The following is a 12,323-nucleotide window of genomic DNA, read 5'->3' on the forward strand; positions in this document are numbered from 1 at the left end:
TGGCGGAAATAGGTTTCCACGGCCGCTTGAATGCGACGGCCCACGTTGCGCACCATGTTTACCTGCTGCGAGTTGTTAGACAGCGGGCCTTTGGCGATGACTTCGCGGTACTGCTGGGCGGCCAATGTGTTGATTTCGGAGTCGCTAACCAGGCTGAGCTGGCGCCGGCCCGTGATGGGCACCGTAGAGCAGGCGGCCAGCACCGTGAGGCTGGCGAGGAGGGCGAGTTTTTTAATCATGGCACTAAAGAGTATGTAAGGAAACAAGAGGCGGCTGCCGGGCAATGCGACTGCCCCGGCCGGCTACCGCCGTGGGTGGGGCCCAAACCAGGGCCGCCGTTGCCAGCTATACGGCAGCAGGCCGTGTAAAAGTTTAGCGGCAGCGGGCCAGCCGGGGGGCAAATGCCGCCGCCGGGTTGCCGCAAGCCCGCGCCGGGCCGTAGTTTTGAGACTTAGCCGTCCCGCCTCGCGCTTCCCTATGAAAATTATCTGCATCGGCCGCAACTACGCCGACCACATTGCCGAGCTGCACAACGAAGTGCCCACGGCCCCCGTCATCTTCCTCAAGCCCGAAACCGCGCTGCTGCAGCGGGGGCAGCCGTTCTTCGTGCCGGAATTTTCGCAGGACATTCACCACGAGCTGGAGCTGGTGCTGCGCGTGTGCAAAAACGGCCGCCACATCGACGAGCAGTTTGCTTCCACCTACTTCGACGCCATTGGGCTGGGCATCGACTTCACGGCCCGCGACCTGCAGGGCGAGCTCAAGAAAAAGGGCCTGCCCTGGGAGCTGGCCAAAGCCTTCGACGGCTCGGCCCCCATTTCGCAGACCTTCAAGCCAGTGGCGGAATTTGCTGATTTGGCCAACATCAACTTCCATCTCACCGTGAACGGCGAAACCCGCCAAACCGGAAATTCGGGCCTGATGCTGCACCCGTTTGCCCGCATCATCAGCTTCGTGTCGAAGTACATTTCCCTGAAAATGGGCGACCTGCTTTTCACCGGCACGCCCGCCGGCGTGGGCCCCGTGAAGCTGGGCGACCAGCTGGAGGGCTTTCTGGAAGGGGAGAAAATTCTTGAGCTGGGTATTCGGTAATTATAATAGAAAAAGGGCCTCGCCGTTGGGGTGGGGCGTTGTGGTGAAGTGGTGGGCGGCGGTACTGTTGGCTTTGCGCCACGCCAAGCCTGGCAAACTAATTGCGCCGCCTACGTATGAACCAGGGGAGGAGTGAGGGCATAAAGACCGTTGTTGTGATAATACCGAAGTTGAAAGTGAGCGTTTTTAGGAATATTGCCAAGCTGGTTTTGGGGCTTGGAGTGGTGGCAGGAGTGGTATTGCCGGGCTTGGCAGACGGCCAGGAAGCCGACACCGCGGAGCGGGCCCACTCCATAAGTGAGCTGCTGGCCAAGGGCCGGCCCGCGGTGCCGCCCGGGTATTTCCTGTTTCCCATTGCGCCGGGCAAGCCCGGTTTTCTGGCCGGGAGCATGGGCGAGCTGCGGCCCAACCACTTCCACGGCGGGCTCGACATTAAGACCGGTGGTGGGGTGAACCAGCCCGTGTACGCCGCCGCCGATGGCTACATCTCGCGCCTCAAACAGTCGTCGTTTGGCTACGGCAATGTGCTCTACATCACGCACCCCAACGGCCTGACCACCGTGTACGGCCACCTCAACGACTTCCGCGGCCCCGTAGCCGCCGAGCTGCAGCGCCGTCAGTATGAGAAGGAAAGCTACGAGCTGGAAGCCTTCTTCGAAAAAGACCAGTTCCCAGTGAAGCGGGGCGAAGTAGTGGCCCTGTCCGGCAACACCGGCGGCTCGGCGGGCCCGCACCTGCACTGGGAAGTGCGCGACGCGCAGGACCGGCAGTACAACCCGCTGCAGTGGGGCGGGTTTCCCGAGATTCAGGACCACGTGGCGCCCACGCTGCAGTCCTTCGGCCTGGAACCCCTGGGCATCGACTCGCGGGTGCAGCGCGTGTTTGCCAAGGCCGTATTTGCGCCCAAGGTGCTGCCGGGGCCGGGCGTGGCCACGGTGTGGCCCGACACCATCAGCTGCTTTGGCGCGGTGGGCCTGCTCATTCAGGGCTTCGATAGGTTTGACAATGCTTGGAACAAAAACGGCATTCAGCGAGTGACGATGCAGGTGAACGGCCAGCCGTTCTACGAGCACAACATCGACGCCGTGCCCTTCCCAGTCGGCACGCGGCAGGTGGCCAATTTCGTGGACTTTGCCTACCAGCACACCCAGGGCCGCACCATGCAGAAGCTGTGGGTGGACGAGGGCAACGACCTGACCATGTACAGCACCGGCCCCACCAAGGGCCGCCTGCTGGTGGAGCCGGGCAAGGTGTACAGCATCGACATCACGCTGGCCGACTCCTACCACAACCAGACGCCGGTGCGCCTGGTGCTGCGCGGCGAGCAGCCCGCCTACTTCAAAACCCGCTCGGCGGCGGCCAAAAAGCCGGCCCTGCGTTTTGAAGTGACGCGCAACCTGCTCAAGGCCGTGGCTACGGACCCTAGCGCCGACTCGGTGGCCGCCAATCTGGTGCTGCTGCGCGGCAGCCGTCGCCTCGAAATCCGGCCCAGCTACACCCAGAACAGCGAAAACGTGTACCTCTACGACCTGCGCGCCGGCCTGCCCGATTCGCTCCGCTTCGGGGGCATCACCAAGAAATTTGACCGGCAGCTGCTGGTGCCCGCCGGCAAAGAAACCAGCTACGCCACCGCCCACCTCAACCTGGCCTTCGGCCCCCAGTCGGTGTTCGACAACCTATACGTGGGCACCACTTTCCTGCCCGAAGCCACCGGCAGCGGCTTCTGGACGGTGGGCAGCCCCGCGCTGCCCCTTTACCGCCCCGCCACCCTCACGCTGAAGCCCGCCACCCCGCCTACCGACCCCGCCCGCACCGCCATTTACTCGGCTACCAAAAAGGGCGGCAAGGCCTACGTGGGCGGCAAGTGGGACGGCAAGGGCCAGATTACGGCGTCTATCCGGCAGTTTGCTTCGTACCGCATTCTCACTGATTCCGTGGCGCCGAAGGGTAGTTTGGCGGGGCGGCCGGGCGGTCAGCTGCTGTTCCGGGTGGGCGACGACCTGTCCGGGCTGGCCGGCTACCGGCTGTTTGTGGGCGGCAAATTCCGGCTGCTGCGCTTCGAGCACAAGAACTCCACGCTCTTCACCGTGGCCGGCGACACGCTGGGCCCGCGCCTGCGCGGCCCCGCCGAGCTGCGCCTCACCGACCAGGCCGGCAACGAGCGGGTGATTCCGCTGAGCTTGTAATCTGTAATCCAGGAAAAAGCACGTCATGCTGAGCTTGCCGAAGCATCTCTACTACGTCACTAATCTTATTTAGTATTGCAGTAGAGATGCTTCGGCAAGCTCAGCATGACGTTCAAAAAATTATTCCCTCTTACCCTCCTCATAATGCTCCTCGAACCCGGCCAACCCGCCCCTGATTTCACTGCCATCGACCAGGACGGCAACACCATTCGCCTGGCCGACCTGCGCGGGCAGCGCGTGGCGCTGTATTTCTACCCCAAGGACGATACGCCCGGCTGTACCGCCCAGGCCTGCAACCTGCGCGACCACCAGGAGGAGCTCACCGCCCAGAATATCAAGGTCATCGGCGTGAGCATTGACGGCGAGGCGGCCCACAAAAAATTTGCCCTCAAGTACGACCTGCCCTTCCCGCTGCTGGTTGATACCGACAAAAAAATAGTGCAGGACTACGGCGTGTGGCAGGAGAAGAAAAACTACGGCAAAACCTATATGGGCACCGTGCGCACTACATTTCTGATTGACGAAAACGGGGTAATTGACAAGGTGATTAAGAAAGTAGACACCAAGGAGCACGCCGCGCAATTGCTCTAAAGGCCACCGCTGCGCTGCCACCGGCCTCCGTAAAGCCCGCCGGCTCCGGTTGCTCCTGCTCAAGGAGTAGCAACCGGGGCCGGCGGGCTTTTGGCTGTAGCTAAAGCGCCGGTTGCGTGTGGAAAAAGCCTGTTGTTTGGATTGATTGCGGAAGTGCACACAATTGATTGTGTGAACTTCCATTGCCCGACTTGCGCTCGTGGTCTTACCTTTACCAGACCAACAAATTTCTTACTTGATATGCCCCAGACCGCTGAAATTGCCACTGCTGACCTAAAAGAAGTTGCTGCTCAGGTGCGGCGCGACATCGTGCGCATGGTACACGCCGTGAATTCCGGCCACCCCGGCGGCTCGCTGGGCTGCACCGATTTGCTGGTAGCGCTCTACTTCAAGGTGATGAAGCACACCCCCCAGCCGTTCAACATGGACGGCACGGGGGAGGACCTGTTTTTCCTCTCGAACGGGCACATTTCGGCCACGCTATACTCGGTGCTGGCGCGCTCGGGCTACTTCCCGGTGAGCGAGCTGGCCACGTTCCGCAAGCTCAACTCGCGCTTGCAGGGCCACCCCACCACGCATGAGGGCCTGCCCGGCATCCGCGTTGCCTCGGGCTCGCTGGGCCAGGGCTTGAGCGTGGCCTGCGGCGCCGCCCAGGCCAAAAAGCTGAACGGCGACGACCGCCGCGTGTTCGTGCTCATGGGCGACGGCGAGCTGCAGGAAGGCCAGAACTGGGAGGCCCTGCTCTACGCCGCCCACCACAAAATCGACAACCTCATCGGCATCATCGACCGCAACGGCCAGCAGATTGACGGTCCCACCGCCGAAATCGGCGGCCTCGGCGACCTGCGCGCCAAGTTCGAAGCCTTCGGCTGGCACGTGCTGCAAGCCGATGGCAACGACTTTGCCACCCTGCTGCCGGCTCTGGAAGCCGCGCAAGCTGCCACCGGCCAGGGCAAGCCCGTCATGTTCATCATGGACACCCGCATGGGCTACGGCGTCGACTTCATGATGGAAGGCCACAAGTGGCACGGCGTAGCGCCTAATGATGCCCAACTGGCCACCGCGCTGGAGCAACTGGTGGTGGGCACTGTGGGCGACTACTAGGGGCTGATGCGTACTTGCCCAGCGCAACCTCACCCCCTTACCCCCTCTCCAAAAAAGAGGGGGAACCGGTTTTGCTCCCAGCGGAATCGTCAGGTCCCCCCTCTTTTTTGGAGTCGGGGTCAGGGGGTGAGGTTGCGCTGGGCGTTGCTGTTGCTTTCGTTTCTGATTTTCAGTCAAAATGCCCACGCCCAAAACGCTCTTGCCGCAACCCCCAAGGTCACCCGTATTCTCTTCCTGCTGGATGCCTCCGGCTCGATGATGGCGCCGTGGGAAGGGGGGCAGCCGCGGTGGGACGTAGCCAAGCGCATGCTGAGCAAAATGGTGGATTCGCTCAATGCCTATCCCAACCTGGAGCTGGGCCTGCGCGTGTACGGCCACCAATTCCCCAACAGCGAGAAAAACTGCCAGGACTCGCGCCTGGAAGTGCCGTTTGCGCCGCGCAACGCCAAAGCCATCAAGGCCCGGCTCGCCACGCTTAAGGCGCAGGGCAACACGCCCATTACCTACTCGCTCGAACAATCAGCCAACGACTTCCCCATTGATAAAGCCTCGCGCAACGTGCTGCTGCTCATTACCGACGGCCTGGAATCCTGCGCCGCCGACCCCTGCAAATCGTCGCTGGCCCTGCAGCGCAAGCACATCTTCCTGAAGCCGTTCATCATCGGCATCGGGGCAGAGAAAGACTTCGGTCGGCAGCTCGAATGCCTGGGCCAGTACTACAACGCGGCCGATGTGAAAACCTTCCGCACCGTGATGGACGACGTAATCGCCCAAACGCTGAGCCAAACCACCGTGAGCGTGAACCTGACCGACGCCAACGGCCGCCCCGTGGAAAGCAACGTGAACATGACCTTCGTAAACAACGTGACCGAGCAGCCGGAGTACAACTACGTGCACTACCGCGACGCCCAGGGCCGGGCCGACGTGCTCGACATCGACGCGCTGCAGAGCTACGACCTGGTGATAAACACCGTGCCGCCCGTGCGCCAGACCAACCTGGCCATCCGGCCCGGTAGGGCCAACGTACTCACCTTCAAAACGCCCCAGGGCACGCTCTGGCTGCAAAGCCCGCAGCTCACGCCCAACCCCTACGGCACCGTGCAAGCCGTGGTGCGCACACCCACTGGCGCCACCGTGGCCAGCTTCCCCTTTGGCACCAAACAAAAGCTGCTGGCCGGCAACTACGAAGTGGAGCTGCTCACGCTGCCCCGCATCACGCGCCGCATTTCGGTGAAGCAGGGCCAGGAGCTGGCCGTGACCTATGCCGCGCCCGGCACCCTCAACATCACCACCGACCTGAGAGGCTACGGCAGCATCTACCAGCTCAACAACGACGAATCACAAACCTGGGTGTACACATTGCCCGAAGGCAGCAGCAGCAAACAAAACCTGCCCATGCAGCCCGGCGCCTACCGGCTCGTGTTTCGCACCAAAACCAGCACCGGCAGTAAGTTTACCGATGTGCGCAATTTCTCCATTCGTTCGGGCCAGACTACGTCAGTGGCCATTTTTGGGAAATGAGGTAAGAACGACAAACTCCCCTCCTTACCAATGAGGGGACGTTTCAGCAAAGCTGAAACTGGGGTGGTTGTAGGCATATGAAAATCGTTAAAAAAACAAATGCCCATGACCATCCTAAACAATCTGCCCCACAAAAAAGACGACCGCCGTACCCTACGCAATAACCTCACCACTGCCGAAGCCGTGCTGTGGAATAACTTAAAAAACAGCCAACTCGCCGGCCGGAAATTCCGACGCCAGCACAGCATCAGCTAATTTATCCTCGATTTTTATTGCCCGCAGGAAAAGCTTGCGGTGGAACTGGACGGTGGGGCCCACTTCACGGCGTCCGGTAATCTGAATGATGCGGCGCGTACCGAGTATCTGAATGCCGTGGGTATTCGGGTAATTCGGTTTGAGAATAAGCTGATTTGGTCTGCTTTGGAAAACGTGTTGCATTCGATTGAAAGTCATTTTAGAAGCGTTTAATATTCTTGTTCAACGCCCACAACCACCCCAGTTTCAGCTTCGCTGAAACATCCCCTCCTTGGTAAGGAGGGGAGTTTTTTGACTGCTTTTAACCTCTTTTAATACCCCATGAAAGACTTCCCCTACACCGAATCCAAAGACACCCGCAGCGGCTTCGGCGCCGGCTTGCACGAGCTGGGCAAAACCAACCCCAACGTGGTGGCCCTCTGCGCCGACCTCACCGGCTCGCTCAAGATGGACGCTTTTAAGAAAGATTTCCCCGAACGGTTTTTCCAGGTCGGCATTGCCGAAGCCAACATGATGGGCGTGGCCGCCGGCATGACCATTGGCGGCAAAATCCCGTTCACGGGCACGTTTGCCAACTTCAGCACTGGCCGCGTGTACGACCAGATTCGCCAGAGCATTGCCTACTCCGATAAGAACGTGAAAATCTGCGCCTCGCACGCCGGCCTCACGCTGGGCGAAGACGGCGCCACCCACCAGATTCTGGAAGACCTGGGCATGATGAAAATGCTACCCGGCATGACCGTCATCAACCCCTGCGACTACAACCAGACCAAAGCCGCCACCATCGCCATTGCCGACCACGAAGGCCCCGTGTACCTGCGCTTCGGCCGCCCCGTGGTGCCCAACTTCACGCCCGCCGACCAGCAGTTTGTCATCGGCGAAGCCGTGCTGCTCAACGAAGGCACCGACGTGAGCATTTTCGCCACCGGCCACCTCGTGTGGAAAGCCGTGCTGGCCGGCAAGCTCCTGGCTGAGAAGGGCATCAACGCCGAAATTATCAACATCCACACCATCAAGCCGCTCGACGCGCAGGCCATCCTCGCCTCGGCCCGCAAAACTGGCTGCGTGGTAACCGCCGAAGAGCACCAGATGAACGGCGGCCTCGGCGACAGCATCGCCCAATTGCTGGCCCGCGAAGAGCCCCTGCCCCTGGAAATGGTAGCCGTGAACGACAGCTTCGGCGAAAGCGCCACTCCCGACCAGCTGATGGAGAAGTACAAGCTCAACGAAGCCGCCATCGTGGCCGCGGTGGAAGCGGTGATGAAGCGGAAGAAGTAAATCCCCGCAATAGCAAAAAGCCCCCGCAACTGCAGCAGCTGCGGGGGCTTTTTGATGCTTAGGCTTCAGGCAACGGTTCTCGGCTTGGCGATGTGGCGGATTTCGAAGCACAAAACTTCAATTTTGCACTAATCCTCAATTGAAAAACCGAACTTGAATTTAGTATTAAACACGCCATATTGGCAAACCGATGTTACCTGCTCCCCTTTTTCAGTTTTCATCATCTACCATTGGTTTTAGAGTCAATTTCAGTGTTAAAAATCCTAAAAGTCCTGCCGTTAAACTAGCTATTAGAATTACCAACTTTGAGTTATTTATTATCGTTTCGTTGTCAAATGCAAGTAATGTAATAAATATAGACATCGTGAATCCAATACCGCCCAAAAGTCCAATGCCAACAATAGATTTCCAATTTAGGTTTTTCGGAAGTTTGCAAATTCCGAATGTTACACCCAGAAATGTCAAAAGAAATATACCCAATGGTTTGCCTACAATTAGGCCAAGTGAAATACCTAAACTATAATTTTCGGAAAGTGTTTGTGAAATTTGCCCACCAAAAACGATGGCTGTATTGGCTAAGGCAAATATCGGCAAAATGAAAAACGCAACTGGTTTATGTAAAAAGTGTTGTAAAGCATAGGATATTGATTTTTCATCGTCGTTCCCAAATGGAATAGCAAATGCTAGTAAAACCCCTGTTATCGTTGCGTGAACCCCTGAATTTAACATAAAATACCACATTGCAATTCCACCAATTAGATAGGGTATAAGGATTTTAACCTTCATTCTGTTGAGTATTAACAGAAATCCGAAAATTCCTAATGCTATAAATAGATTTGTAAAAATTAAGGTTTTTGTATAAAATACAGCGATGATTATTATTGCAAATAAGTCGTCTATAATAGCTAATGCAGTCAAAAAAACTTTTAGCGAAAGAGGAACTTTGTTTCCCAAAAGTGATAAAATACCCAATGCAAATGCAATGTCTGTAGCCATTGGAATTCCAATTCCGGATTGGGTTGGTGTCCCATAGTTGAATATGAAATAAATTCCGGCGGGGAATAACAATCCACCTAATGCCCCAAAAATCGGAAAAAGTGCGTCTTTGAAGTTAGAAAGTTCTCCCTTGTAAATCTCTCGTTCTAATTCTAAGCCAATAAGTAAAAAGAATATTGCCATTAGACCGTCATTTATCCAATGCTCAATAGATAATCCCGTAAATTTATATTGGAAAAATCCTTGATAGTCAGCCCCAAAATTTGAGTTGGCAAGTGCGAGGGATAAAACAGTACAAGCAATTAAGACAAGACCACCTGCTTTCTCGCTTTCAAAAAATTCATTAAAGAGTTTGGTTGCTTTCATTTGTTATATTCTTTTTACTTTATTCGTCCCGTCGCTACGGGTTGCTGTTAATATTAGGACTGCTGCAACTCGCAGCCTCAGCAAGTGGCAGCAATTTGACCTCAGTACGCAACTGAGTTGCGGAATACTTGCCAAAATGGCGTGCTTGCCGCAACTCGCCGGTTAGGGCCCCAGGCTGTCGAGTGGGGAGGCAGGGCGGGCGCGTTGGGCCACATGGGTATATATTTCGGTGGTTTTGCTGCTGCTGCGACCCAGAAAGTTCTGAATGATGCGGGTGTCAGTTGCCGGCCTGCACCGCCCGAATGTAGCGCACGCTTGGCCGTAATTCCTTACTGCGGCAGCGCCTTGTAAAAAATGTAGGCGTTCAGCACCATGAAGGCAAACGCCGGGAGGCAAACCAACACACTGTCCCCGATTTTCAAGCGGACGGCTACGCCCAGGAGCATCAGCAAAGCCAGTCCGCCCGCTGAAATCAGCAGTATGGGGTTCACGGCCAACCCCACCAGCAGGCCCAGCGCGCCTAGTATTTCAAAAATCACGACCAGCATTCCCTGCTTTTCCAGGCCGAAACGCTTGAATTCGCTTTTCATGTTTGGTGATTTGAAATACGCTATTCCGTAGCCTAAAAAAGACAGGCTGGAGAATAAAACAAGAGCAAGAAATAAACTCATTAGGCAATTAAATTGAGCGATACGGCCGCGATAAAAACGCACAGTACCAGAAGAAACAACGAGGGCAGGCGTTTGCTCCAGGGGTTGTTTGCCCTGAAATGAAAGTATTGCGCGGCCACCATCAGCAGGCCCATGAGCAGCGCGGGCACCAGCACCAGGGCCGGGTACCAGATGCCGGCCACCAATAGCGTGGCCAGTATTATTTTGGCGTTTCCCACCATGGTGCGGGTCAGGTCGCTCAACCCGTACTGATGAAATTCCTTGACGATGTTGTCGAACCGGAATACCCATACAAAGCCGACGGCTAGGGCGACGAGTAGCTGGGCAATGGAGGCGTAGGTATGCATGCGGCGGCGGTGTTAAGTTTCCCGCCAGTCGGCGGTAGGGTCGTTTTCTGCGGGAGGCGGGCTGGTTTTTGGCCGGCCCGGTTGCGTTCACTACAATGTGGGCAATATTACTGTTTTTCAGCAAGTAGTAGCTTTTTTAGTAAAACCAGTTAAACGCGGGGCTTGGTTTGCCCTCCAACCATTGCTTTCGCCACCCAGGCGTACCTTTTCGCCGTTTGGAAGACCACGAAATACTTCTCAAGTTTCAGGACCCCGCTTCGCGCAACCTGGCGTTCAACCAGCTCGTGCGCAAGTACCAGAGCAAGGTGTACTGGCACGTGCGCAAGATGGTGGTGGACCACGACGACGCCGACGACCTCACCCAGGATGTCTTTATCAAAGTTTGGAAGCACCTTTCAACCTTCCGGCAGGACGCCCAGCTCTTCACCTGGATTTACCGCATTGCCACCAACGAGTGCCTGAATTTCCTAAGTAGCAAGCGCCGCAAGTTCCTGCTGCCCCTCACCGACGTGAGCGCCGAGCTGATGGCCAAAATGGAAGCCGACCCGGCCCTGGGCGGCGATGCCATTGAGTTGAAGCTGCAGCAAGCCATTCTGCGCCTGCCCGACAAGCAGCGCCTCGTGTTCAACCTGCGCTACTACGACGAGATGCCCTACGAGCAAATGGCCGAAGTAACGGGCACCAGCGTGGGCGCGTTGAAGGCCAGCTACCACCACGCCGTGAAAAAAGTGGAAGAATACGTCACCCGCCACGCCGCCGACTGAGCCCGCAGCACAATTTATTATCCGCGTAGTTAAACGCCGCCTCCGCTTCTCCATCCAACTGCCATGAAACCTCCCTTTAAGCTCGACGCGCACCCCCGGCGGCCCCACCCGCTGCTGAGCGAGCCGCCAGCTGACTACTTCGACCAGCTCCCCATGCGGGTGATGGCCCGGCTGCCCCGGCCCGATGCCGCGCCGGGCGGGCGCTGGCTGGCCTGGCTCTCGCCGGCCCTGCGCACGGGCCTGGCCTCGGTGGCTGTGCTGGGCGGGTTTGCGGCTTCGTTTTATTTGAGCGGGCCCCAGGCGGCCGGCCCGGCGGTGGCTGCCAATGCCTCCCTCGATGCCGTGCCACGCACCGAGTTGGTGGGGTACCTGCTCACGAGCGGCGCCCGCGTCGAAAACACCGATTTGGCCGTGCTGGCCGCCGCCCATCCCGGCCTCGCCAAGGGCTTTCTGCAGGCCACCGAAGCCGAGCTGACGGACGCCCTCGACGCCCAGCCTTCCGAAGAACTTCTTTACTTATAATCTGCCTCTTTATCATGTTCGTTATTATCTCCCTCTTCCGATTGTTCAGCCTGGCCGCCCTGCTGCTGGTGCTGGCCCCCGCCGCCCAGGCCCAGCAGGGTGGTGGCCGCCGCGGCCAGCACCTGGGCCAGCTCGAAAACGCGAAAATTGCCTTCATCACCACCCGCGTGGCCCTTACCCAGGACCAGGCCCAGAAGTTCTGGCCGCTCTACAACGAGTTTGCCGACAAGCGCCGCGACCTCAACCGCAACGGCCGCCTGCTGCGCCGCGACGTGACCGATGCCATGAGCGACCAGCAGATTCGCGAGAATTACGCCCAGTCGTTCACCAAGCGGCAGCAGGAGCTGAACCTGGAGAAAGAGTATTTTGAGAAATTCCAGAAGGTGATTTCCCTGCGGCAGGTGGCGCAGCTGTTCATTGCCGAGCGCGACTTCACCAAAGAAGTCATCAGGCGCGTGGCCGGGCCGGGCGGCGGGCGTGGCCCAGCCGGAACCAGCAACGACTAGCCGGCGCCTGCCCAGCCCGCTGGTACTTCGAGGCCGCTGCCCCCGCAGCGGCCTCTTTGTATTTTTGGGGTATAATCGAAACTGTTTGTCATCTTTCGCTGCGCTCAGGATGACAGATGGCAGC

At 57.9% G+C, this 12,323-nt stretch carries 12 protein-coding genes and 2 pseudogenes; 10 read left to right on the forward strand and 4 right to left on the reverse strand.

The annotated features are described in order from the left end of the window. A pseudogene (locus BEN47_RS11040) lies at nt 1-239 on the reverse strand (M48 family peptidase); the annotation flags it as partial. Nucleotides 240-477: 238 nt separating this feature from the next. Between BEN47_RS11040 and BEN47_RS11045 the strand changes: the two are divergent. The 7 genes and pseudogenes from BEN47_RS11045 (at nt 478) to BEN47_RS11075 (ending at nt 8,027) form a co-directional block, all read left to right on the forward strand. After that, entirely contained in the window at nt 478-1,092 is a 615-nt protein-coding gene (locus BEN47_RS11045) for a fumarylacetoacetate hydrolase family protein (RefSeq protein ID WP_070728480.1), read from the forward strand. A gap of 155 nt (nt 1,093-1,247) precedes the next feature. Beyond that, entirely contained in the window at nt 1,248-3,278 is a 2,031-nt protein-coding gene (locus BEN47_RS11050; RefSeq protein ID WP_158010986.1) for a M23 family metallopeptidase, read from the forward strand. 144 nt (nt 3,279-3,422) lie between these two features. Next, complete coding sequence (gene bcp, locus BEN47_RS11055) at nt 3,423-3,869, forward strand: thioredoxin-dependent thiol peroxidase (protein ID WP_070728504.1); 447 nt, start codon at nt 3,423-3,425, stop codon at nt 3,867-3,869. A gap of 240 nt (nt 3,870-4,109) precedes the next feature. Continuing rightward, on the forward strand, nt 4,110-4,973 hold the full coding sequence (locus BEN47_RS11060) for a transketolase (RefSeq protein WP_070728482.1): 864 nt from the start codon (nt 4,110-4,112) through the stop codon (nt 4,971-4,973). A gap of 144 nt (nt 4,974-5,117) precedes the next feature. Next, nucleotides 5,118-6,494: a vWA domain-containing protein gene (locus BEN47_RS11065; protein WP_239691568.1), complete on the forward strand. Its 1,377-nt coding sequence runs from the start codon at nt 5,118-5,120 to the stop codon at nt 6,492-6,494. A gap of 105 nt (nt 6,495-6,599) precedes the next feature. Beyond that, nucleotides 6,600-6,962, forward strand: a pseudogene (locus BEN47_RS11070) (endonuclease domain-containing protein). Nucleotides 6,963-7,070: 108 nt separating this feature from the next. Then, nucleotides 7,071-8,027 (forward strand): transketolase family protein, encoded by a 957-nt coding sequence (locus tag BEN47_RS11075; protein ID WP_070728485.1) that lies wholly within the window; start codon nt 7,071-7,073, stop codon nt 8,025-8,027. 210 nt (nt 8,028-8,237) lie between these two features. On the opposite strand, the gene nhaA is transcribed toward BEN47_RS11075, so the two are convergent. The 3 genes from nhaA to BEN47_RS11085 all read right to left on the reverse strand — a co-directional run bounded on the left by nhaA (nt 8,238) and on the right by BEN47_RS11085 (nt 10,407). After that, nucleotides 8,238-9,389, reverse strand: a complete 1,152-nt coding sequence (gene nhaA, locus BEN47_RS20305) for a Na+/H+ antiporter NhaA (RefSeq protein ID WP_083322335.1) — start codon at nt 9,387-9,389, stop codon at nt 8,238-8,240. A gap of 329 nt (nt 9,390-9,718) precedes the next feature. Further along, nucleotides 9,719-10,102, reverse strand: coding sequence for a DoxX family protein (locus BEN47_RS11080; RefSeq protein ID WP_204378309.1), 384 nt, complete (start codon nt 10,100-10,102; stop codon nt 9,719-9,721). Continuing rightward, the gene (locus BEN47_RS11085) at nt 10,060-10,407 is read right to left on the reverse strand and encodes a DoxX family protein (RefSeq protein ID WP_070728487.1); all 348 of its coding nucleotides are present in this window, start codon (nt 10,405-10,407) and stop codon (nt 10,060-10,062) included. The genes BEN47_RS11080 and BEN47_RS11085 overlap by 43 nt, the downstream gene beginning before the upstream one ends. Nucleotides 10,408-10,622: 215 nt before the next feature. Between BEN47_RS11085 and BEN47_RS11090 the strand changes: the two genes are divergently transcribed. The 3 genes from BEN47_RS11090 (at nt 10,623) to BEN47_RS11100 (ending at nt 12,199) form a co-directional block, all read left to right on the forward strand. After that, nucleotides 10,623-11,171, forward strand: a complete 549-nt coding sequence (locus BEN47_RS11090) for an RNA polymerase sigma factor (RefSeq protein WP_070728488.1) — start codon at nt 10,623-10,625, stop codon at nt 11,169-11,171. Between the two features lie 63 nt (nt 11,172-11,234). After that, a complete protein-coding gene (locus BEN47_RS11095; protein WP_070728489.1) occupies nt 11,235-11,693 on the forward strand; it encodes a hypothetical protein in 459 nt (152 codons plus the stop codon). 14 nt (nt 11,694-11,707) lie between these two features. After that, entirely contained in the window at nt 11,708-12,199 is a 492-nt protein-coding gene (locus BEN47_RS11100) for a hypothetical protein (protein WP_125921625.1), read from the forward strand. Nucleotides 12,200-12,323: the final 124 nt, after the last annotated feature.

The sequence above is a fragment of the Hymenobacter lapidarius genome, from assembly GCF_001816145.1.
Lineage (GTDB): Bacteria > Bacteroidota > Bacteroidia > Cytophagales > Hymenobacteraceae > Hymenobacter > Hymenobacter lapidarius.